Annotated in this window: 20 protein-coding genes; 11 read left to right on the top strand and 9 right to left on the bottom strand. The window is 70.1% G+C overall.

Going from position 1 to position 22,387, the window contains the following annotated elements; all coding sequences use genetic code 11:
* Positions 1 to 7: 7 nt before the first annotated feature.
* Positions 8 to 1,390 (bottom strand): carboxypeptidase regulatory-like domain-containing protein, encoded by a 1,383-nt coding sequence (locus BZZ08_RS02100; protein ID WP_241965333.1) that lies wholly within the window; start codon positions 1,388 to 1,390, stop codon positions 8 to 10.
* 232 nt (positions 1,391 to 1,622) lie between these two features.
* Between BZZ08_RS02100 and BZZ08_RS02105 the strand changes: the two genes are divergently transcribed.
* A complete protein-coding gene (locus BZZ08_RS02105; RefSeq protein WP_104630394.1) occupies positions 1,623 to 2,192 on the top strand; it encodes a TetR/AcrR family transcriptional regulator in 570 nt (189 codons plus the stop codon).
* 53 nt (positions 2,193 to 2,245) lie between these two features.
* Here the strand turns inward: BZZ08_RS02105 and BZZ08_RS02110 are convergent, their stop codons facing one another.
* The 3 genes from BZZ08_RS02110 to BZZ08_RS02120 all read right to left on the bottom strand — a co-directional run bounded on the left by BZZ08_RS02110 (position 2,246) and on the right by BZZ08_RS02120 (position 4,621).
* On the bottom strand, positions 2,246 to 2,830 hold the full coding sequence (locus BZZ08_RS02110; RefSeq protein ID WP_104630395.1) for a carboxymuconolactone decarboxylase family protein: 585 nt from the start codon (positions 2,828 to 2,830) through the stop codon (positions 2,246 to 2,248).
* 89 nt (positions 2,831 to 2,919) lie between these two features.
* Entirely contained in the window at positions 2,920 to 3,804 is an 885-nt protein-coding gene (locus BZZ08_RS02115) for an NAD(P)-dependent oxidoreductase (RefSeq protein ID WP_446750224.1), read from the bottom strand.
* A gap of 10 nt (positions 3,805 to 3,814) precedes the next feature.
* A complete protein-coding gene (locus BZZ08_RS02120; RefSeq protein ID WP_104630397.1) occupies positions 3,815 to 4,621 on the bottom strand; it encodes an SDR family NAD(P)-dependent oxidoreductase in 807 nt (268 codons plus the stop codon).
* A 229-nt stretch (positions 4,622 to 4,850) separates the two neighbouring features.
* Between BZZ08_RS02120 and BZZ08_RS02125 the strand changes: the two genes are divergently transcribed.
* From BZZ08_RS02125 to BZZ08_RS02160, 8 genes are all read left to right on the top strand, one after another.
* Positions 4,851 to 5,702 carry a methylenetetrahydrofolate reductase gene (locus tag BZZ08_RS02125; RefSeq protein ID WP_157953303.1) on the top strand — a complete coding sequence of 284 codons (852 nt, stop codon included), beginning with the start codon at positions 4,851 to 4,853 and terminating at the stop codon, positions 5,700 to 5,702.
* Between the two features lie 59 nt (positions 5,703 to 5,761).
* The gene (locus BZZ08_RS02130) at positions 5,762 to 7,108 is read left to right on the top strand and encodes an aminomethyltransferase family protein (RefSeq protein ID WP_104630595.1); all 1,347 of its coding nucleotides are present in this window, start codon (positions 5,762 to 5,764) and stop codon (positions 7,106 to 7,108) included.
* 58 nt (positions 7,109 to 7,166) lie between these two features.
* Complete coding sequence (gene purU / locus BZZ08_RS02135; RefSeq protein ID WP_104630399.1) at positions 7,167 to 8,024, top strand: formyltetrahydrofolate deformylase; 858 nt, start codon at positions 7,167 to 7,169, stop codon at positions 8,022 to 8,024.
* A 43-nt stretch (positions 8,025 to 8,067) separates the two neighbouring features.
* Positions 8,068 to 8,571 (top strand): VOC family protein, encoded by a 504-nt coding sequence (locus BZZ08_RS02140; RefSeq protein ID WP_104630400.1) that lies wholly within the window; start codon positions 8,068 to 8,070, stop codon positions 8,569 to 8,571.
* A 227-nt stretch (positions 8,572 to 8,798) separates the two neighbouring features.
* Positions 8,799 to 11,792: a BTAD domain-containing putative transcriptional regulator gene (locus BZZ08_RS02145; protein ID WP_104630401.1), complete on the top strand. Its 2,994-nt coding sequence runs from the start codon at positions 8,799 to 8,801 to the stop codon at positions 11,790 to 11,792.
* Positions 11,793 to 11,875: 83 nt separating this feature from the next.
* The gene (locus BZZ08_RS02150) at positions 11,876 to 12,748 is read left to right on the top strand and encodes a cupin domain-containing protein (protein WP_104630402.1); all 873 of its coding nucleotides are present in this window, start codon (positions 11,876 to 11,878) and stop codon (positions 12,746 to 12,748) included.
* A 331-nt stretch (positions 12,749 to 13,079) separates the two neighbouring features.
* Positions 13,080 to 14,048, top strand: coding sequence for an MBL fold metallo-hydrolase (locus BZZ08_RS02155; RefSeq protein ID WP_104630403.1), 969 nt, complete (start codon positions 13,080 to 13,082; stop codon positions 14,046 to 14,048).
* Positions 14,049 to 14,638: 590 nt separating this feature from the next.
* On the top strand, positions 14,639 to 15,319 hold the full coding sequence (locus BZZ08_RS02160) for a GntR family transcriptional regulator (RefSeq protein WP_104630404.1): 681 nt from the start codon (positions 14,639 to 14,641) through the stop codon (positions 15,317 to 15,319).
* Positions 15,320 to 15,739: 420 nt separating this feature from the next.
* Here the strand turns inward: BZZ08_RS02160 and BZZ08_RS02165 are convergent, their stop codons facing one another.
* Together BZZ08_RS02165 and BZZ08_RS02170 are read right to left on the bottom strand one after the other, a co-directional pair.
* Positions 15,740 to 17,485: a SpoIIE family protein phosphatase gene (locus BZZ08_RS02165; protein ID WP_104630405.1), complete on the bottom strand. Its 1,746-nt coding sequence runs from the start codon at positions 17,483 to 17,485 to the stop codon at positions 15,740 to 15,742.
* An 86-nt stretch (positions 17,486 to 17,571) separates the two neighbouring features.
* On the bottom strand, positions 17,572 to 17,934 hold the full coding sequence (locus BZZ08_RS02170) for a helix-turn-helix transcriptional regulator (protein ID WP_104630406.1): 363 nt from the start codon (positions 17,932 to 17,934) through the stop codon (positions 17,572 to 17,574).
* Positions 17,935 to 18,319: 385 nt separating this feature from the next.
* Between BZZ08_RS02170 and BZZ08_RS02175 the strand changes: the two genes are divergently transcribed.
* Both BZZ08_RS02175 and BZZ08_RS02180 read left to right on the top strand, forming a co-directional pair.
* Positions 18,320 to 18,721 (top strand): STAS domain-containing protein, encoded by a 402-nt coding sequence (locus tag BZZ08_RS02175; protein WP_198601258.1) that lies wholly within the window; start codon positions 18,320 to 18,322, stop codon positions 18,719 to 18,721.
* Between the two features lie 176 nt (positions 18,722 to 18,897).
* Positions 18,898 to 19,140, top strand: coding sequence for a DUF5133 domain-containing protein (locus BZZ08_RS02180; RefSeq protein ID WP_104630407.1), 243 nt, complete (start codon positions 18,898 to 18,900; stop codon positions 19,138 to 19,140).
* Positions 19,141 to 19,355: 215 nt separating this feature from the next.
* On the opposite strand, the gene BZZ08_RS02190 is transcribed toward BZZ08_RS02180, so the two are convergent.
* The 3 genes from BZZ08_RS02190 to BZZ08_RS02200 form a co-directional block, all read right to left on the bottom strand.
* Positions 19,356 to 20,123, bottom strand: a complete 768-nt coding sequence (locus BZZ08_RS02190; protein ID WP_104630408.1) for an alpha/beta fold hydrolase — start codon at positions 20,121 to 20,123, stop codon at positions 19,356 to 19,358.
* Positions 20,124 to 20,169: 46 nt separating this feature from the next.
* Positions 20,170 to 21,312 carry an FAD-dependent oxidoreductase gene (locus BZZ08_RS02195; protein ID WP_104630409.1) on the bottom strand — a complete coding sequence of 381 codons (1,143 nt, stop codon included), beginning with the start codon at positions 21,310 to 21,312 and terminating at the stop codon, positions 20,170 to 20,172.
* A gap of 223 nt (positions 21,313 to 21,535) precedes the next feature.
* Positions 21,536 to 22,231: a TetR/AcrR family transcriptional regulator gene (locus tag BZZ08_RS02200; protein ID WP_104630410.1), complete on the bottom strand. Its 696-nt coding sequence runs from the start codon at positions 22,229 to 22,231 to the stop codon at positions 21,536 to 21,538.
* Between the last annotated feature and the right edge of the window lie 156 nt (positions 22,232 to 22,387).

A 22,387-nucleotide genomic window follows, 5' to 3' on the forward strand; every position in this document is an offset into this window, starting at 1 on the left:
GTCCGTTTCAGTGCTGCGGCATCAAGGGGGACGGCGGCCGGGGGGAGCGGGTGTCCAGGAGGAAGTCGGCCCGGACGGCCACACCCGACTGCAGAAGTTTCTGGTGCACGACGGGGCTCCGGCCGGCGCAGGAGACCACCACGGTGATGTATCCCTCGGGCAGGCCGGTCACGGCGTACTCGCCCTGGCCGTTCGTCGCGGTCCGCACCAGTTGGTGCCCCCGGGTGTCCATCACGGTCACGGCGGCGTGGTGGACGGGCCGGTGGTCGACGTCATGGACGCTGCCCTCCAGCATCGGGAGCGCCTCGCCGAAGTGGTGGTGGCGGTGGACCGGCAGCGCGGTCGGCGTGGGCGCCTCCAGGGACGGGTCCTCCACAGGCGGCTCGGGAACGTCCTCCTCGTCGTCGTCCGCCGCGCCGCGCGCCGCCTCGCGGTGGTGCCGCCACGCGTCGAGACCCAGCAGGGCGAGACCCGCCGCCACCCATGCGCACAGCACGAGGACCGGCCTCAGGACGCCCGCGCCGTCGAAGTACAGGACACCCTTCAGGGCGTCCACCGCGTTGCCGAGCGGCATGAAGAGGTGCAGGTCCTGGAAGAACGTGGGCAGCAGGGGGATGGGCGCCACGCCGCTGGTGGGGACGCTCAACACGATGAACAGGCCCATGCCCACCAGGGGGAAGAACTGCTTGGTGAAGGGCGCGACCCCCGCGGAGAACGTGGCCACGGCAGCGGTGAGCAGACAACCGATCACCAGGGCCGAGGGCTCGTTCGGAAGGTAGTCCAGCCAGACGCCGACGAGGTACCCCACGGTGCCGAACAGCGCCGAGACACCCGCGATCGTGATCAGCTTCCTGCGGCGGTTGAAGGTCACCGCCCGCAGCAGGGTCGTCGCGAGGATGTAACCGGGGACGCTCCACGCGACTCCGAGATAGACCAGAGTCGTGCCGTTCCGGTCCTCGCGCACGGTGGGCGCCACGTCCTCCACCGTGAGCTTCTGGTGGTCGTGGGCCGAGAGCCGGGTGAACCCCTGGGTCAGGGCCTGCTCCAGGGACATGCCGTTGGCCTGCGCCATGTAGAGCACGCTGTGTGTCCCCTCGACGGCGTAACCCGCCACCGCGTCTCGTTCCAGCACCGCCTGTCGGGCCTCACGGGCGTCCGCCACGGCGGTGACGTCGTAGCCGCCGGGATGTTCGTGCCGCAGCGCGGTGTCGACCTGGCGTTCCAGGGCCGGCTGGGCCACGACGACCTTCGTGTGGTGCGGCTGGGGGGCGTGAAAGGCGGCCGAGAAGCAGAACAGGAGGCCGAGGAAGAGCACGGTCGGGAACATCAGCATCTCGGCCAGATGCTTGGCCCGCGATACGCCCCGGGGGCCCTCCATCCGGTGCTTCACAGCCCCACCACCCGCATGCCGCCGACCTGCCCGCGACCGGATCTCCGCGGCATCGCGCCTGCGGGCCCTCCTGCCCCGCGCTCCGTGATCGTCCCCGGCAGTGCGGCCAGTTCCATGACGCCCCTCCACGTACTCCGCGCTCGGCCGTCGCCGTAGCGTCGGTCCATTAATGAACCGATCGGATCACTAATACGTGGGGACCTTACGCGTACCGACCGGTACAGTCAAAGCCATGCCCCGCCCCGTCAATGTCGCCAAACGAACCGAACTGCTGCAGCAGGTGGTGTCCCATCTGCAACAGCACGGTGTCGCGCAGATGTCGTTGAGCCCGCTCGCCGAGGCCGTCGGCACCACCAAGCGCATGCTCCTGTACTACTTCGGCAGCCGGGAGAACCTGCTGGCGCAGGCACTGCTCGCGAACCGTCCCGACGCCCACGCGATGTTCGAGGACGTCCATGACCACGCCGGCCTCCGGCGGGCCGCACACGCCCTGTGGGAGACGATGACCGCTGGGGAGCAGGCCGGCGCGGTGCGCATGCTGCTGCAACTGCTGAGCCTGGCCACGACGGATCCGCGGCAGTACGGCGACCTCGCCGCCGACACCGTCGAGACGATGGTCGCCCCGATCGCCGCCGCCTACATCCGGCTGGGTCACCCGCCGGAGCAGGCACGGGCCGGCGCCACACTGCTCGTCTCCGGGCTGCGTGGGCTGTGCCAGGACCGTCTGGTGACCCACGACGTCGCACGGACCGATGCCGCGGCCCGTCGGCTCATCGACGGCGCGACCGTGGCGCACGGATGACAGTCCGGCGTACGCCGCCGTCTCGCTCGGCCGGGAGACGGGTCCGCACGTGCTCAGACGGCGGCGTCCACCGCGGCCGGCGGCTCGCCGAGGTCGAGATCGAGGTCCATCACCCGGTGGAAGCGGGTGAGGGCGTTCCAGAGGCTGACGGACATGACGAACTCCACCAGAGCCGGAGGCTCGAAGGCGTCCCGCACCTGTGCCAGCAACTCGGGATCGACGCCGGTCACACCGGCGTCCCTGCCGGTCACCGGTATGTCGAGCGTCAGCGCACGAGTGAACCGCAGGGCGAGCTGCTCGATGCCGGAGAACGAGGCGAAGTCCCCGGCCGCCAGCCGCTCCAGGTCGGCCTCGGTGATGCCCTTGCGCAGGGCGGAGTAGCAGCGGTGACTCGCCGAGTACCGGCAGTGGTTCAGCAACGACACGTAGACGGCGGTGAGTTCCTTGACGCGCCCGTCCAACGCACCGGGACCGGTCACCGAGCGGATGAAGGGCAGGTACGTCGAGAACATCCCGGGACAGTTGGCGATGGCCAGCCAGGTGTTGAGCAGCGTGCCGAACGACTCCTCGCCCGCCTCGATCAGGGGGAGATCGGCCGCGTCCACGCGTGCCTTGGGAACCAACGGTACGAGTGCCATGTCAGCACCCTCCTCGTATCAGATGGGGTCCGGCCCGCACGGGTCTGCGCGCACGGGTCGGACGGGGGTGGTGGATGGAGCCGCGGGGGTCAGTCCCCGCGCAGCACTTCGGCGATGGACGCCCAGTCGTGGTCGGCCATGCCCCGGCCGACGGCCGTTTCGAAGGTCTCGCGCAGCGCGGACAGCGTGGGCAGCTCCAGTCCGGCCGACGCGGCCGCGGCCCCGGCCAGAGACAGGTCCTTGCTGCCGAGCGCGGTGCGGAAGCCGGCGGGCAGGTACACGCGGTCCGCCATCGCCCTGCCGTAGCCCTCGTACACCGCACCAGGGAACACGGTCCCGACGATCAGCTCGTGCAGGTCGTGCGCGTCGACTCCGTGCCGCTCCGCCAGAGTGAAGCCCTCCGCCATCGCCTCCAGCGCGTGGATGATCAGGAGGTTCGTGGTGATCTTGACGACGTTGGCCTGCCACGGCCGGTCGCCCACCTGCCAGGTGCGCCGGCCGAGCGAGGAGAACACAGGCCGCAGCGACTCGATCAGAGCGCTGTCCCCGGCGGCGAGGAGATTGAGCTGCCCCGCCTCCGCCACCGACGGCCGCCCCAGCACCGGGACCGCCAGATAGCGGACCCCGGCCACCATGTGACGCTCGGCCAGGGCGCGACCGGCGTCGACCGAGATGGTCGACATCCCGACATGGACGGCGTCCGGCCCCGCCTGGGCCAGCACCGACTCGTCGAACACCTCGGCCACGGCGGTGTCGTCGGACAGCACCGACAGCACCGGCCCGGCGGCGAACAACTCGGCGACGGTGCCGGCGCGCTCGGCACCCAGCGCCACGAGTTCGTCGACGGCCTCGGGCGAGCGGTTCCAGACCGTCACCCCATGCCCTTCCGTGAGCAGGCGGCGGGCCATGCCGCGGCCCATGTTGCCGAGACCGGCAATCGACACGTGTGTCACACGAAGCTCCTCACTCGCCACTTACCGGCCGTCAGATGACGGACTTGCCGAGCCCGCCGTCGACCTGGAGGGTCTGGCCGGTCACGTACGAGGAGAGGTCCGAGGCCAGGAACAGGGCGGCGGCCGCGATCTCCTCGGGGCGGCCCCAGCGGCCCAGCCGGATACCGAGGTTCTCGACCATCCCGTCCCGCACCTGCTCCGGCGTGATGTTCTTCGCCTTCGCGGTGGCCGCGTGCCGGTCGTGCCAGACCTGGGTCAGGGTCATGCCCGGCGAGATGCCGTTCACGAGGACACCGTGGGGGGCCGCCTCGGCGGCAAGGTAGCTGGTCAGGGCGACGACGGCACCGTTCACCACCGCGGCGACACCGATGTTGGGAACGAGCACGTGCGCCGCCATGCCCGCGACGTTGATGATGCGCCCCGTGCCGCCCTTCTCGATGAGGGGCAGCGCGGCGCGGGCGACCCGGTGGTAACCGACGGTCTTGGCGTTGAGCGCCTCGCTCACGACCGCCTCGTCCGCTTCCGCCAGCGGGCTCACGGCCAGCAGCGGTGCCGCGCAGTTGATCACGATGTCCAGCCGGCCCTGCCACTCCTGCACCTGGCGCAGCGCGTCGGCCACCGCGTCGTCCTCGTTGACGTCGGCGACCACGGAACGCACGCGGCCGTCGCCGACCGCCGCGATCTGCCGCTCGGCGGCGTCCAGCTTCGCCTTGGTGCGCCCCAGTACGGCCACCGCGGCGCCCTGTGCGTGCAGGGCCTCGGCCATGGCGAGGCCGAGACCGCTGCCGCCTCCCGTCACCAGTGCCGTCCGTCCGTCCAGTCGAATCCCAAGAGTCATTGCTGAGGTCTCCATTCGCGGATTGCTTGCGCGGTGGTTCGGCACCGCCACTGCGAGCGTCTCCGCGGAGCGCTCGGGCGGCAAGACCGGCTAACGGATCCGCTAACTCCGCGTGGATTCGATTAACAAGTGGCTAACGTCCCCTGCCCTAAGGTCACTCGCATTCTCTCCGGTGTGCACCGCATGAGGGACCCCGATGTGCCCCAGCTCAAGAAGGCGGAGAACCGCAATGGCGCATTCTGCTGACCCGGAACTTTCGGTCGACGAGCTCGTCCGTAATTCGAGCATCGAGATAGTCCCGCTGAAAGGCGCGCAGGAGAAGGTGGACGCCGTACCCGTCGGCACCACCGTCAGCGTGACCTGTTCTCCCCGGTTCGGTCTTGCGCGCACACTCGATCACGTCGCCGCGGCGTGCCGCTCCGGGCACCGGGTCGTGCCGCACCTGGCGGCACGCATGGTGGAGGACCGGGCCGCGCTCCGCGACTTCGTGCGAGGGGTGACCGATCTCGGGGTCGAGGAGCTCTTCGTCATCGGCGGCGACGGCGAGAAGCCCGTCGGCCGGTTCAGCGAGGCCGCGGAAATCCTGGAAGAACTGGTCGAGTTCGACCACGGCCTGTCCCGGATCGGCGTCGGCTGCTACCCGGAAGGGCATCCGAAGATCGCCGACGACGTGCTCTTCGAGGCACTGCTGCGCAAGCAGCAGCACGCCGACTACATGGTCAGTCAACTGTGCTTCGACGCCTCCGCACTGGCCGGCTGGCTGCGGTCGGCCCGCGAACGCGGCGTCACCCTGCCCTTGCGCATGGGCGTCGCGGCCCCGCTGCAGATCAGGAAACTGATCGAACTCTCGGTCAAGATCGGGGTTGGTCAGTCACTGCGATTCTTGTCCAAACAGCACGGAATGGTCGGCAATCTGCTGCTCGGACGCGCCTATGAGCCGTTGGATCTGCTGCTGGCCGTTCGAGAGGAAATCTCCTTCACCGATCTCTCGGTGGAAGGACTGCATCTCTTCTCCTTCAACCAGGTCGACACCACGCTCGACTGGTTGTACCGCGCGAGCGGTGTGGAGAAGGCCGGCTGATGTCACTGAACGGCAATTCCGGCACAACCGAGTCCGCGGACAGAGGAACGAGGGTGTTCATGAATCTGGAAGAGAAGATCCAGAAGTCCGGAAACGTCGTGGAGATGCTGCGCAACGCTCCGCAGGGTCCCTACGTGTACCCCATGCGCGCCGAGTACACGAACTGGCGGGACGAACAGCGTGCGTGGCGGGAGACGGCGGTGCTCTTCGACCAGTCGCACCATATGACGGACATATACTTCAAGGGCCCGGACGCGTTGCGGCTGATGTCCGACCTTGGCGTCAATGGATTCAAGAACTTCGGCAGGAACAAGGCGAAGCAGTTCGTGGCGTGCAACCACGACGGATACTTCGTCGGGGACGCCATCCTGTTCGCCTTCGAGGACGACGAGTTCAGCCTGGTGGGACGGCCGGTCGCACCCAACTGGGCCGCCTTCCACGCCGAGAACGGCAACTACCGCGTCACGGTGACGCGCGACGAGCGGTCCGTGGCCAACAACGGCAGGCGCCTCACCTTCCGGTTCCAGCTCAACGGCCCGGCGACCCACCGGATCGTCGAGACGGCGGTGGGTGCGCCGCTCCCGCGGATCAGGTTCTTCGCCATGGGCGAGTTCGAGATCGCGGGAGTCCCCGTCCGCGCTCTCAACCACACCATGATCGGGGCGCCCGGGGAGGAGTTCACCGGACTGGAACTGGTCGGCCCCTCGGAGCACGGCGAAACGGTCCGCGAGGCGCTCCTCGCGGCCGGCGAGGAGTTCGGTCTGCGCCTGGGCGGTTCCCGCGCCTATCCCTCCACCGCCATCGAGTCCGGCTGGATCCCCGCGCCGGTGCCGGCCATCTACACCGGGGAGTCGATGAGGCCGTTCCGGGAGTGGCTGTCCGCGGACGGCTTCGAGGCGAACGCGTCCGTCGGCGGCAGCTTCGTGTCGGAGAACATCGAGGACTACTACGTCACGCCGTGGGATCTCGGCTACGGCCGGGTGATCAAGTTCGACCACGACTTCATCGGGCGCGAGGCACTGGAGGGGATGGCCTCCAAGCCCCACCGCCGGAAGGTGTGGCTGCGCTGGAACGACCGGGACACGGCCGAGCTGATCGCCGACAGCCTGTTCGGCTCGGGGCCGCACGCGAAGTACCTGGAGATGCCGGTCTCCAACTACGCCACCGGGTCCTACGACCGGATCCTCGTCGACGGCCGGCCCGTGGGCATCTCCGCGAACGCCGGATACACCGTCAACGTCGGGGGCTGGTCCTCGCTGGCCATGGTGGACGAGCACGAGGCCGTCGACGGCCGCGAGGTGACGATCGTGGTCGGTGAGCCGGACGGCGGTTCGGCCAAGCCCACGGTCGAACCGCACGTCCAGCGCCACATCCGCGCCACGCTCCGCACCCGGCCCCTGGTGTGACCGTGCCACGCCAGGACCCTCCGGGCGCTGCCCCTCATCGTGGAGGACGTGATTCCTCATGACCGCATCCCGCTACGTCCTCACCCTGAACTGCCCCGACCGGCCGGGGATCGTCCACGCCGTCTCGACGTTCCTGCTGGGCAACGGGTGCACCATCGTGGAGAGCCAGCAGTTCAGCGAGCGCAGTGCAGGCACCTTCTTCATGCGGGTCGAGTTCGAGCCGCTCGACCCCCTGACCACGATCGACGCGCTGCGCGACGGATTCACGAGCGTGCCGGAGCGGTTCTCCATGGAATGGCGGCTGATCGACGCCTCCAGGCCCCAACGGCTCCTGATCATGGTCAGCCGGTTCGGCCACTGCCTCAACGACCTGCTGTTCCGGGCCTTCAACGGCGGATTGAACGCCGAGGTCGCCGCCGTGGTGTCGAACCACCCGGACCTGCGGCACCTGGCCGAGACGTACGACGTCGACTACCACCACATCCCGGTCACGCCGGAGACCAAGCCGGCCGCCGAGAAGGAACTGGTCGGCCTGGTCGAGGACCTCGGCGTGGACCTCGTCGTCCTGGCCCGCTACATGCAGATCCTCTCCCCGGAACTGTGCAAGAGGCTGGAGGGGCGGGCCATCAACATCCACCACTCGATGCTGCCCAGTTTCAAGGGCGGACGCCCCTACCACCAGGCCCATGCCCGAGGGGTGAAGCTCGTCGGGGCCACCGCGCACTACGTCACCCCCGACCTCGACGAAGGCCCCATCATCGAGCAGGAGGTGGCGCGCATCGACCACTCCATGAACGCGGCCGACGCCGCCACCCTCGGCCGGGACGTCGAATGCCTGGCACTGTCCCGAGCGGTGCGCTGGCACACGGAGAACCGCGTCCTGCTGGACGGGAAGCGCACCGTCGTCTTCCCGTGAACCGCCCGGACCCGCAAGCAGACCGCATCACACGGAGGCATCGATGCCCATACCCGGAATCACCCGTGCCGATCATTTCGGAATCACCGTCCCCGATCTGGACCAGGCGCGCGAGTTCTTCGAAGACGTGCTCGGCTTCACGTACCTGTACCGGCTCGGACCGCTGCGCGACGACGAGGGCCACTGGATGAGCGAGCACCTCAACGTGCACGACAGGGCCGTGTCACCGCGCATCTTCTTCTTCGGAATCGGCGGCCACGCCGTTCTGGAGGTCTTCGAGTACCAGTCTCCCGACCAGCGGCTGGAACCCCCGCGCAACAGCGACATCGGCGGACACCACCTCGCCCTGTACGCCGAGGACATCGACGCGGCGGTGGCCGATCTGCGGCGGCGCGGTCTGCGCGTGCTCGGGGACCCCACGGACAGCAAGGGTCCGCACGAAGGACAGCGGTGGGTGTACTTCCTCTCGCCGTGGGGGCTCCAGTGCGAACTGGTGTCGTACCCGAACGGCAAGGCGTACTTCCGCACCCCGGAAGCCTTCGCCTGATCCGCCCGACAGCGGCGGTGTCGCTCCCGGTCCGTTCTGTTAATCCCGGGGAAACCGGGCTTGACCGTCGCCACGGTGTTTTCGACCATGACACCGTGGGGTCGTTCGGGCGTCACGTGGCACCGGCCTGCCGCGGCCGGTGCCGCCCCGGCGACACGGTGTTCTGACCTCGAGTTGGGCGGGCCACATTGCACGACGAGCACGGGCTTCACGCGAACGGCCGGCGGATGGTCATCCGGCGGAAGCTGACCGCGCCCGAGCCGGGCGACGACATCGTTCGGCGCGACCGCCTGACCGAGCGGATCCGCTCACTCGTCGACCGTCACCCCGTGGTCACGGTGTGTGCCACCGCCGGCGGAGGCAAGACCACGGCCGTCGCCGTGGCCCTGCGGGACCTCGGCCGTCCCATCGCCTGGCTGTCACTCGACGGGACGGAACAGGCCCCGGGACGGCTGCTGGTCTACCTGGAGGCTGCGGTCGAGGGCCACGTCCCCGCGGCGGGCCACGTCGCCACCGACGCCCTGCACGACGGCATCCGGACCGGCGAGGCCGCGGGCCTGCTCGCGGAGAGCCTCCAGGGCAGTGGACTGGTACTGGTGTGCGACAACGTCGAACGCATCGCCTCCGACGAGGGATGCGTCGCCATCCTGTCTGCGCTGGCCCGGTACCTGCCCGCCGGCGTCAGCCTGGTCCTCCTCTCCCGCACCCGAGTTCGACTCGACTTCGGGTCGATCGGCGACGTCTTCCGCGTGGGCGAACTGGGCGAGGAGGATCTGGCCTTCGACGCCGACGAGGCCGCGAAGGCCCTGCGGCTGGTCGGCGAGTCCGACGCGGACGTCGAGAGCGTCGTCGACATGACGGGCGGCTGGGTGGCGGGGGTGCTGTTCGAGGGATGGCGGTCGGCCGAGGCGGCCGACGACAGGTCCGACGCCCTGCGCGACTACCTCTCCGCGAACATCCTGCGCACCCTCCCGGCCGACGAACGCACCTTCCTGCTGCACACCAGCCCCCTGGCCGAGATCTCGGTCGCCGACGCGGTGGCGCTCGGCCAGAGCGACGCGGCCCGGCTGATGACCCGCCTGCGGTCCCAGCGGCTGCCGGTGCTCTGGTCGAGGGACGGGACCCGGCTGACCCCGCACCACCAGTTCCGGGAATTCCTGGCCGGGGAACTCGAGCGGACGGAGCACCCGGAGAAGGTGCGGCGACTGCACCGGCTCCACGCCGACCTGCTGGTGCAGCAGGGCGCGTTGGAGGAGGCCGTGGACATATTCCTGCGCCTGGGGGACACGGAGGACGCCTGGCGGCAGGCCGCGGTCGCCCTCCCCGACCTGGTGGCGCGCATGGACTTCGCCTCGGCGGCCCGGTGGCTGGACGCGATGGACGCCTCCCGCAGGACGCCGACCCCCGAGGTCGGCACCGTGGTCCTGCGCGTGTCCTTCGCCCTCGAACAGTGGGGCCGCGGCAACGAGTTACTGGACCGGCACGGCTACGACTGGCTCCCGGGGCCCGACTCACCGCACTTCGAGGAAGCGCTGCTGCTCACGACGTGGTGCCTGTGGCACTCCGGCCGACTCGCCGAGGCGCGTACGGTGGCCGACCGGCTGCCCGCCGGCCGGGCACGGGAGGGCGCCGACAACCTGCTGGCGCTGTCCGGTGGCGACGCGCCGCCCTTCCCCGAACCCGTTTCGGGGTCCTCGGGCACCGTGGACGGTCTGCTCATGCGGATCGCCTACTTCCGCGGCCGGCTCGGCGGGCTCGAACGGCCCGGGGCGTTCGACCCGTGGAGGTCGGTGCTGGGCGCACCCTGGATCATCGCCGGACTGCGCGCGACAGGCCGCCTGGACGAGGCCATGGAGATGTACGAGGTGCGCCGTGACTCGTGGCAGCCGCCCTGGCTGCACGCCTTCGACGCCGTGGACCTGATGGTCGACCTCGGACGGCCGGACGAGGCGTGGGCCGCGCTGAAACGCGGCCGGCGGCTGATCGCCGAGACGGGTTCACGCCTCTACCACGTCTTCGGCCTGCTCAACGAGGCGAAACTCTGCCTGCGCCTGCACCGCGACACCGACGCGGCCGACCGCGCGCTCGCCGAGGCGGAGGCGAGCGGCGCCTCCGAGCACGCGTTCAGCAGAGAACTGGGCCAACTGTGGCGCGGACTCAGCCTCCTCATCCGCAACCGTGACACCGAGGCACGCACCGAACTGGAGACCTGCGTCGACGGAATGCGCCGCGGTGACCGGCGGCTCGAACTCGCCACCGCCGCCGCCTACCTGGCGGAGGCGTACTGGCGGCTGGGCGAGGAAGAGGCGTCGGACGCCGCCGCCGAACTCGCCCTCACCGAATCCGCGGCACAGGGGTCCCAGCACCTGCTGCTGGCCGCGCTCACGGACGTGCCCGCCGTCGCGGTGAGGGAGGCGGACGCCTCACCGACTCGGATGTCGCGCTGGCACGAACTGATCGCCACGCTGTCCAGCCAGGACCCGCTGCGGGTCAGTGCGCGGGCACCGCGGCTGTCCCTGGAGGAGTTCGGCGAGCCCGTACTGACCGTCGACGGGCAGGAGACCGCGCCGCGGCTGAGCAAGAGCATGGAACTGCTCAGCTACCTGCTCGGAGCCCGGCGCGAGGTGCCGCGCCAGGAACTGCTGGACGCGCTGTTCGACGGCCGTGACAACGCGGCCGGACGCAGCTACCTCCGGCAGACGCTCTACCGCCTGCGCGAGGTGCTGCCGGAGGAACTGGTGCCGCACCAGGACGGCGACCGGTTCTCCCTCGCCTGCCCCGACCTGGTCAGCGGCACCGCGCAGGTCGTGCTCGACTCACTTGTGCAGGCGGACCACCAGGACGGCGAGATCCGGCTGCGCACCATGACCGAGGCGCTGGCCCACGCCGACCGGGGGCCCTACCTGGAGCCCGTGTCCAGCCTGTGGGTGGAGCAACGCCGGTCCGAGATCGACGAACGCGTCACCGGTGGCCGGATCGAGGCGGCGCGACTCGCGTTCCGGCTCAGCAGGTACCGCGAGGCACGGCGGCTCGTGAACGAGGTGCTGAGGACGAGCCCGCACCGGGAGCAGGCATGGCAGTTGGCCATCTCTCTGGCCCACGCCAGCGGCAGCGACGATTCGGTGCTCGGGCTGTACCGGCGGTACACCACGGTGATGCGCGAGTTCGGCGTCGCGCCGTCCGCCGAGGTGCGCCGCCTCGTCTCCCGGCTGCGCCGCTGAACGGTGCGCACGGTTTCCGGGGGATTAACACCCCGGCGACCACACTCGGTCCCGCCACTACGCGTCAACCGTGGAGGGAACTCATGGCATACCACATTTCACGTGCCGCCGAACGCGAATGGATCGACGTCAAGGACGTGCCCGGACTGCGCCAGGCGCTGATGGTCGGCGAGGTCCACGGGTCGCACCACATGGAGATCTCCCTGTACGAACTGGCACCCGGCGCCACCCTGGGCTGGAACCGCTGCCCGTTCGAGGAGTCGTGGTTCGTGACGGGGGGCAACGGCCGCGCGGCCCTCGCGGGCCTGGAGTACGACCTCGGTGCCGGTGACTACGGGGTGGCCCCCGTCGGCATGCCGCACTCGCTGTCGGCCGGCGACCAGGGCCTGAGCTGGTTCTCGGTCCGGGCGCCGAAGCCTCCGACGTTCGACGGCGCGCGCAGCCACATCTCGGCCGAGCCGCTGTCCGGCGAGTACCTGGGACGGCCGTCGGAGAACGACCCGCGACACCGGTTCGTCGGCCACTACAGCGAATCGACCGACGTGGTCCCCTTCGGTGACCTGTCCATGCCGGGCTATCACGGGCCCAACATCAAGAACATCGGCATCCGCATGATGGTCGACCAACTGCTCGGCGCGCAGCACCACACGACCTTCATCGCCAGCATCGCCGGACGCTCCGGGCCGGGGCGGGCCGCGAAGGTCCATTACCACCCCTTCGAGGAGATCTACTACTTCATCGGCGGCGGGATGCGCGGCTGGATCGACGGCAACGAGGAGGTCACCCAGACCGGCGACCTGGTGTGGGTCAGCACCGACGGCACGCACGGATTCGTCAACGAGCGTGACGAGCCCGCCCGTTGGATCGAAGTCCAGTCTCCGGTGCCGCCCACTTCGGACGCCTTCTTCTTCCCCGACGACTGGCGGAGCCTGCCCGAGGCCGGAGAGACCCGGTGACGTACGGGTCGGTCCGCCTCGTGCTCCCGGTACGGGGCGGCGTACCCGTCGTGCTCCGGTAGGGCCACGCGGTCGGCCCGTCCATCCGGCGGGAGAAGCCGATCTCTCCCCGCTGCTGGTCCCGCCGGACCGTCCGAGCTCCTCGACTGCCGGTCGCCGGTCCGCGTCCCCTCGCGGCCGGTGGCCGGCCGCCGCACGTGCACGGACCGCAGTCGCACCTCAACCGCCCGCAGGACCGGATCGCCGGCCGACGCGAGCGTCCCCACACCGTGCCGGGGCCACCGCCAGCAGGCCGAGCCCCGGCGAACCGTCTGTTCCGAAGGATGAAGCGATGACCGAGACAGCCCGTGGATTCGAGATCCCGCCGGTTCCCCGCAACGCGATCGGCCCCAGGGTGCCGGCGCGCGGGTACCTGGTCGAGGAGATCACCGGCGGCGTCCACTGGGTGACGGACGGAGGCTACCAGTGCGCGTTCGTGGTGCACGATCACGGAGTCGTCGCCGTCGACGCGCCGCCCTCGCTCGGCGGACTCGTCACACGGGCCATCCGGGACGTGACCGACAAACCCATCACGCACGTGGTGTACACGCACTATCACGGTGACCACATCGGCTCCGTGAACCAGTTCCCGGACGACGCCGTCCGCGTCGCGCAGCAGGAGACGCACTCGATGCTGTGCGAGCACAGCGATCCGCTGCGCCGACTGCCCGACGTGACCTTCAAGGACTCGTACCGGCTGGAGGTCGGCGGCCAGGTGATCGACCTGCACTACAAGGGGAGCAATCACGCGCCGGGCAACAGCTTTGTCCACCTGCCGCGGCAGCGGATCCTGATGCTGGTCGACGTGATCTACCCGGGCTGGGTGCCCTTCACGAACATCGCCCAGTCGAAGAACATCCCGGGCTTCATGGCGCACCACGACCACGCGCTCTCGTTCGACTTCGACACGATGATCACGGGACACCTCACCCGTCTCGGCACCCGGGAGGACATCGAGATCCAGCGTGAGTACATGCACGACGTCCGCGACGCGGCCCGGCACGCCCTGGAGATCACGCCGCTGAAGCGCGAACTGGCTCGTGACACGGTCGGGTTGGACCACATCTACGTCTACTTCAAGACCATGTACGAGGCAGCCGCCGCGGAGGCGTCGAAGCCGCTCCTCGAGAAGTGGTCCGGGCGGCTGGCCGGGGTGGAGACTCTCGGGGTGAACCACACGCTCACGATGTACCACAGCCTTCGCCTGGACGAGAACGCCGAGCCTCAGGTCGTGTTCTTCCCGCCCACCGAAACGGTGTGAGCGGCGCCGATGACCTCCCCGGCCGCGGGTCGCCGGTCGTGTCTGGTCCCCGCCCTCCCGGAGGGCGGGGACCAGGCACGACGGCCCGGGGCGGGACTAGCGCCGCCCCGCGGCCCACTCGTCGCAGTGGGTCTTCCGCGATCGGCACGGTGCCGGCGCCGAAGGCGTCCGCGGCCGCCGTGACCATGTCCTCCACCCGGCCGCGGGACACGGCGAGGCCGTGGGTGGCGCCGTCGGACACCACGAGGAGCCGGGCCCGGACCAGGAGGCCGGTTCGGCGGCGCGCATCGTCGACGACGTCGGCGGCCTGGCGCAGTGCGGGTACGGCCGAGGAGGCATTCCTCCGTGCCAGTGCGGTGTCCGCGCAGCGCTCGAACCGATCGGCCAGGCGACGAACGCGACATGCTCGGTTTCGTCGACGGCACCGAGCGGCCCGACCCGCGCCTGCCGGCCCCGCTGCCCGGCCGTACCGGCTGCCGGTGTGCCGACGGGGCCGGGCGCGGCACTCGGGGACCTCGCCCGCACGAGGCCGTGTCCTATCCTTGCAGCGGGGCCCATCGCGGACCGGGACTACTTGGAGGTGACCGCTCTTGACTCCTGTACGCGCCGGTGGTCCGGGTGGCTCGGAAGGCGTCAGGAGCCGGCACATCGCCGACATCCTGCGCGAAGAGATCCTGGCCGGAGAGCTGATCCCCGGTACCTGGCTGCGACAGGACGAACTCGCGGCGCGTCTCGGTGCCAGCCGGATCCCGGTCCGAGAGGCGTTGCGGATCCTGGAGTCGGAAGGACTCACGGAGTCGTTTCCCAACCGAGGGTCACGCGTACCCGTGCTCAGCCTTGAGGACGTGTACATCCACTACCGCATGCGTGAACGCCTCGAGCCCCTGACCCTGACGGAGAGCCTCCCCCGTCTCACCGCCGACCACCTGGCCGACCTGGAACGCATCCAGGGCGAGATCGAGAGCCAGAGAGACGTCAAGCGGTTCCTGCTCCTGGACCGGGACTTCCACATGACGACCTACGCCGCCTGCCCCAGCGACCACCTGCTCGCCATGACGGAGCGGCTGTGGAACTCGACGCAGCACTATCGCCGGGCGTTCATGGAGCTGGCGGACCCGGGGCGGGCCGCCGTCGTCAACGCGGAACACCGGCTGATCCTGGACGCCGTGCGGCGCCGTGACGCCGAGGACGGCGAGCGGTATCTCACGGGGCACATCCGTCGCACCCGGGTCGAACTCACGGCGCATCCCGAACTCTTCGCCGGACGGTGACACCGGACCGGGACGTGCGGACCGGCGTATCGGGCGGCGGTGGAGGGCCGGCCGTGCGGCCCACCGGTCCCAGGCCGCCAGGCGCACCCTGATCTGCGACCGGACCAGCGCATCGCCAGAGGCAAGTACGGCGGCCGCGAGACCTCGAACCACTCGCCACCCGCATGGGTGGCGGCGTGGCACCAGGAACAGGACCAGATCTCCTCTTCCCGCGCAGTCGGCAGCGTCGGCCACTGCCACATCGCCCCTCCACACCCATCGCACCCCACAGGCGGATCCTCGCGCGCCTGCGCGCGCCAATCCCGCTGACACCCGCGCGCGACATCTCCCCGCTCTCTCAGCGGTGGTGGCGGTGGAAAGCGGGGAGGCGGTTGAGTTCTTTCGATGTGAAAGACGTCAGGCGTCCCCGTTCGGCGGGCATCATGCCTGGGATCGGTCCGGCGTGCGCAAGGCGAGCATGGCGACGTCGTCGTCGTTGTCGTCCGGTCGCACCTCGTGCAGCAGGGAGTCGCAGAACCGGGGGAGTGGACGGCGGGCGAGGGACGCCGCGTGCCGGCGCAGCCGGTCCAGCCCCCGGTCGATGGAATGGTGCGGGGACTCGACCAGCCCATCGGTGTACAGCAGCAGCGTCGCGCGGGGCGGCAGCACGGTGACGGTGTCGGGGCGTGGTCTGTCGGCCCCGGTGCCGAGGAGGACGCCGTGGGCGTCGTCCAGATAGCGGGCCTGGCCGTCGTGGGCGATGAGCAGGGGCGGCGGATGGCCGGCGTTCGTCCACCGCAGGTGCCAGAGACCGTCGTCACCGCGCCAGATCCTGCCGAGGATCATGGTCACCATGGGGACCTCGGCGATGTGCATCACGGCCTCGTCGAGTTGTTTGACCACGGCACTGGGGTCGGCCGTTGGCTGGGACCAGGCGAAGGCACGCAGCATGTTGCGTACTTGCGCCATGCCGGCCGCGGCGTCGAGATCATGCCCGACGACGTCACCGATGGCCAGGGCGTGCACGTCGGGGGACAGGGCGAAAGCGTCGTACCAGTCTCCGCCCACAGAGGAGGCGTGCGGTGCGGGCAGGTACCTCGTCGTCATCTCGAGGCCGGGCACGCTGGGGAGCTGCGGCAGCAGATGGCGCTGCATGGTTTCGGCGACCTTGCGCTGGCGCTGGTACAAGCGGGCGTTGTCCAGAGCGAGACCCGTGCGGCGCGTCAAATCCTCCAGCAGCGGCAGGTCCGCGGCGGTGAAGGCGTCAGGGCGCTGCGAGCGACCCAGGGTCAGGGCGCCGAGTACGTCCCGCAGACCGCGGATGGGCGCGATGATCGCGGAGTGCATGCCCGTCGTGGTGAAGAGGCGGAGCTGTTCGACGGCGATGCCCGAGTCGGGCTCGCCCTGGTAGGTGGAGGGGCCGGCGAGTGAGGAGGCGACGCCGCGCAGCGCCCTGGACAGCGGCATCGGGGACTCCTCGGGGACCGGTGGCATGGGCCCCTGCAGATCCTCCCGCTCGATCAGGACGCCGTCCTTGTGTTCCATCACCAGTGCGCGCGTCACCTCGTCGCGTTCGGTGAGCAGGTCGAACACCGCCCAGTCCGCCAGCCGGGGCACCGTCAGGGCCACCAGCCGGTGCAGCGCCTCGTCCACGTCCAGCGTTGATGTGAGCGTCGTGGTCGTCTCCGCCAGCAGGGCCAGGCGCTCCAGCTCCGTCAGGGGAGCAGGGGCTCCTGCATCACCCTTGGCGAGTGTCACTGCGGTCGGTTTGTACAGGAGGACGAGTCCGCCCGGCGCCTTCGCGCCGAGTGCGTAGGGTGTGACCACCCAGGACAGCGGGACGAGGGAGCCGTCCCCGAGGACGAACCGCCCGGTGTCGCCGTGGCTGGTGCTGCCTTCGAGCAGCGCTCTGCGCAGTGGGCAGCTGGTGCGGGGCATGGTGTGCCCATGGTCGTCCCGGTGCAGCAGGTCGTGGAAGTCCTCTCCGACGAGCTCCACGAGGCTTCTGCCCAGCATCCTGAGGGCCGCGTCATTGGCTGCGACGATGGCGCCGTCGTCGTCCAACACGATGGTGGACGTCGGCACGTCGTCCAGCGTGATGTGGCGCAGGGCATCAGGCCGCGGCCGGTTCCGGGGCTCGGGGGAGTCGTGTTGCGTCCGGCCGTCGCGCCGCGGAGGACCGTCCATGACGGCATGCTGTCAGGGCATGCGGCGCCGGTGCAACAAGCGCCGGGAGCGAGTCGCCCTGTCGTGGGCGGACTGCGACACTGCCCCTATCGCGCACCGCTCGTGTGAGCATAGGGCGACAGCGTGGTGCCGGACGATCGTCCGCGGTCGGTTTCGTCCTGTACGAGCAGGGAGAGAAGCGAGGCCACGGTCAGGCCCGCTTCGGCGGGGTGGCGCAGGACCTGGTCCGGCTGGATGCGGTAGGTGTTGGTGCGCCCGTCCCGGGTGTGGGAGAGGTAGCCGTCCTGCTCCAGGTCGGAGATGATCCGTTGGACGGCGCGCTCGGTGAGCCGACAGTGGGCGGCGATGTCACGGATCCGGATGTTCGGGTTGTCGGCGATGGCCGCCAGCACCCGCGCGTGGTTGGTGACGAACGTCCATCCGAAGTGAGCTTGAGGTGCCTCTGCCATGCACTGATTCTACTAATCATCCTGGCGGGAATGTAGCCGGTCCGCCGTGGCGGACCGGCTCCGATGCTCAGGCAGCCCGGATGCGGCCCCGTCCATCGCGGCGCCGTCGCGGACGCCGGGGGAGCGGCGCTTCGCCATGCGCGAGGTCCTCGCCGACCTCGGGACCGTAGGCGGGGGCCGTGAAGAGGTTCTGCCACATCGCTTGTTCCTTGGGGCGGCAGTGGTCGGCGATGTCGACGGCCGCCAGCGCGGGGGCGTGACTGGTGACGGAGGTCCAATCGGGATGACCTCGGGCACGTGAACCTTGCATGGCGTTTCTGCGGACCGTCTTTGTATGAACCGAAGTACATGACATACTTTTCGTGTAATGGATGACAGGGCCTGTATGTGCGGGAGGGACCCGAAGGTGTCTTTGCATGAGGCGGCCACGGGGTGCACGGACGCTGACGTGGCCCGGCCGCAGGGGCTCGACCAGGCCTCGGTGGCGCAGTACGAGTGTTGCGGTGTCTGCGTTGTCGGTGCGCGTGGCCCGTACGATCTGTACTCGATCACCCCGCTGTCGGAGGCGTTGGACGCGGCGGCGAAAAAGCATTCGAAGGTGGTTCTGGATGCTTCCGGCATCGCCTTCGCCGACTCGGCTCTCCTGAACCTGCTGATCCTCACCCAGCGATCCGTCGACCTCCGAGTGGCCGCGCCGACACAGCAGTTGCGCCGCCTTCTCGACATCACCGGGGTCGACACGCTCCTCAAGGTGCGGGCGACAGTGGAGGAAGCCGCCACCTGCTAGGCCCCGCAGTCCTGGCCAGGAGGTCGGATTGGACCTTTCGGCACGGGGCATTCGGGGTTCTGTTTGACGCGGCCCTGCCCGAGTTGCGGGGACCGTGGAGAGGGAGACAGACACCGCCTCGCGGTGCGGCGGTCGGCCGTCGCGCAGGCGGGATTCACCAGGGGAGAGGTAAGACGATGATCCTTCCGGCGGAGAAGGAACTGCGTGCGGTACTGGCTCGGTTCGCCCACGCGCGCATGGAGCACGACGTATGTCCCACCGGCCACACCAGCAGGGCGCTCGACGACGCCACCTACACGCTCTGCGTGATGACCGGATCCCGCACCGCCGAGGACGCCCTGATCGCGGCGAACGCCCTGCTCGCGCGGTACACCGACCGTACGAGCGTTTCCCAGGACGACGAGCGGTTGGCCGCCTGAGGGGCCCTAACAAAGGCGTTGGGCATGCCGGTGGGTGATGGATGCGCGGGTTGGGCCGGTACGCCGCCATGCTTGCCAGGTTGACCAGTACCCCACGCCCTGCCGTCCGTAGTTGTGTGACGGCGCTGGCATCGGTGATCAGTGTGGCCTGGCCGTGGTGATCGACGGCTGCCATGGCTGCCTCCTGTTGCAGTCGCTGCTTTCCTGGGAGTTGATCAGCGGCGTGCGGTCGCGTCCCCGGGCGTGAGGAAGGAATCGAGGAGGGTGAAGACCGCCTCCGGCTGCTCGCGCAGGGGCAGGTGCCCGGCGCCCTCGACGAGCTCGAATCGCACATGGGGGAAGGCGGCCGCATAGGCGCGGCCGAAGTCGGGCGTGACGACCGTGTCGTCGCCGCCCCAGATCACCAGCACCGGACAGGCCACGGTGGACAAGCGGGGCAGCAGGTCGACGTCCGACATGGCCGGCCCGGCGTAGGTACGCAGGGCGGCCATCGACTGCGGGGACGGTCCGCCGCGCGGGGTGGGTCCGCCGGCCGGGACGGGATCCTGGGGCGGTGGTCCGGTGGGTGCGGTGACCTGCTGGCCGGGCACGACCGGGCCGATGGCGTCCATCAGAACGAGCCGGGAGACGCGGCCTGCGCGGTCGTCCAGGACCGTCTGGGCGGCGACCCAGCCGCCGAAGGACGTGCCGATCACCGCCACGTCGTCCACCCCGAGGTGGTCGAGCAGATTCAAGTAGACGGCGGCGAGCGCCGGGACGCTGTCCAGATCGTCGGAGCGTGCGGTGCCGTCCCAGCCCGGATGGGTGGGCGCCAGCACCCGGTGGCGTGCCGCCAGGTGGTCGACCAGGGGGTTGAGGCTGCCGGGGCCGGGGCCGCCGTGCAGGACGAGGACGGGGCTGCCCTGGCCGGCCTCGTGCAGTCGCAGGTCGAGACCGGCCCGGACCTGGACGATGTGGCGGGTGGGCGGGGGCGGTGAGGTCATGAGGTTCTCCCGGATGCGGCGGGCGTCGCGAAGACGGGTCGGGCTGTCACTGGTGGGCGGGGCCGGCGGTGAAGAACTCGGTCATCTGCTCCAGGCTGTCGGGGCTGAACATGGTGTCCAGGCTGGCGGCGGACTCGGCGGCGGAGGCTTCGCTGCGCGGGAAGAGCGCTTCCTCGTAGGAGGTCAGGGCGGTCTCGGTGTCGCCGGGGTGGGCGGCGAGGGCGAGCGCGAGTTCGGCGCCGTCGTACATGGCGAGGTTGGCGCCCTCGCCCGCGAACGGAGACATGACGTGGGCGGCGTCGCCGAGCAGGGTGACGCCGGGGACGCGGTCCCAGCGGTGGCCGACGGGCAGGGCGTGGATGCGGCGCGGGGTGATCGTGTCCGCATCGGCGACCAGGCCGCGCAGGTCCTCGTTCCAACCGTCGAAGCGGGTGAGGACGGCGGCCTTGGCGGCGGCGTGGTCACTGAAGTCGACGGTGTCGATCCAGCCCTCGTCCGTCCTCAGCGCGGTGTAGACGTGCAGGCTGCCGTCGGGCTCGCGGTGCGCGAGGAAACCCCTCTCGTGCCCCAGCGCCATGAAGAAGCCGCCGCCGACGACCGCGGCGCTGCGCGGGTGCTGGGTGTCGGCCTCGTACAGGTCCGTCTCCACGAACGAGATGCCGGTGTAGGCGGGTTTGGCGTCCGAGAGCAGCGGCCGGACACGCGACCAGGCGCCATCAGCGCCGACGAGGAGGTCGGTGGTGACGTCCGATCCGTCGGCGAACGTCACTTCGTGGCGGCCGTCACCCAGCGGCCGAGCGCCGGTGACCTTGCGGCCCCAGTGGACCGTGCCGCCCGGCAGGGAGCTCAGCAGCACGTCACGCAGTTCACCACGGTCGACCTCGGGGCGGTCGCCGGTGCCGTCGTCCTCTTCGGCGACGCGGACGGTGCCGTCGGGGCCGAGCAGGCGCATGGCCTGGCCGCCCTCGTGGACGAGGCGGAGGAAGTCGTCGTGCAGGCCGGCGGCGTGCAGGGCTTTCTGGCCGTTCTCGGCGTGGATGTCGAGCATGCCGCCCTGGGTGCGGGCCTCAGGGCCCGTCTCCAGGTCGAAGACGGCGGACTCGATGCCGTTGACGTGGAGGACGCGGGCGGCGGTCAGACCGCCGAGACCGCCGCCGATGATCGCGACGGGGAAGTGGGTGGTGCTCATCGTGAACCTCTTCGCGGAAGTAGGGCGTGTGTACGGCCGGGGAGACGGCTCCGCCGCCGGGGCGGGACGGCGCGCTGCTGCGTAGTGGCGTCGCAGTGGTCTCTCGGATCACTTCTACCGTAGCGAACACGTTCGTAGCGAACAAGTTCGTCAAGGGGCGTGCGTCGCCACGGCTTCCCCGGCCCGACGCGCGTCGCCCGCCGCCGGACCCGGACAGGAGGGTTCAGTCGGCCCGGTCAGGTACGGGGGTCTGCGTGATGCCGTTCACGAGGACGTCGAAACTCCAGCGCATCCGGTCCCGGACCGCACCGTCGATGAGATCCGGCATGTGGGCGGCGATCGCCGGGTGCGTGGCCTCGTCGACGGAGCGCAGCGCACGCACGGTGGCGTCCCAGTCTTCCCCGGAGGTGGGGTCGTGTTCGTGCGTCGACTGCTCTGCGGCGGTGGCCGTGGCGTCCAGGAGCAGCTTGTCCACCCCCCAGGCGACCTGAGTCCGGGGCGCGCCGCTGTGCGCGAGCAGGTCGAGGATCCGTTCCACCAGCCGCAGGTAGTTCTCACCGCTCGGCCTGGCCACGAGTGCGGACCGGGCGAGCTGCGGGTGCTCGAACAGCACCAGGGTGTACGACGTCAGGACCGCGCTGAGCTGGTCCCGCCAGCCGTCACCGCCGCCCCGGCCGCTCAGGTCCACCTCGCCCAGCAGCGCGTCAAGCACCGCCGCGTGCAATGCGGCGGTGTTGGCGACGTAGACGTACAGGGAGGCCGGCCCGGTGTCCAGCTCCTGCGCCAGGCGGCGCATCGTGACCTTCTCCAGCCCCTCCGTCCGCATGATCTGCACAGCCGTGTCCACGATCCAACGCCGGGACAGAGCGGGCTTCGCCGGACGCTCCCGCCGGCTGACCGGCTCTTTTCTCGCACTCATGGCACCGATCGTAACGAACGCGTTCGACGCACGCGTCGGTCGGCGTTCCCGACCCACCTCGGCGAGGGAGGGGCGAGCCTGCAGATGCTTCCCGGCCGGGCGTCCACCGTGCCCGATTCGACGTACGTGACCACGCTGACGCTGCCGTCGGCGCCA

The organism is Streptomyces sp. MH60 (assembly GCF_002939385.1).
Lineage (GTDB): Bacteria > Actinomycetota > Actinomycetes > Streptomycetales > Streptomycetaceae > Streptomyces.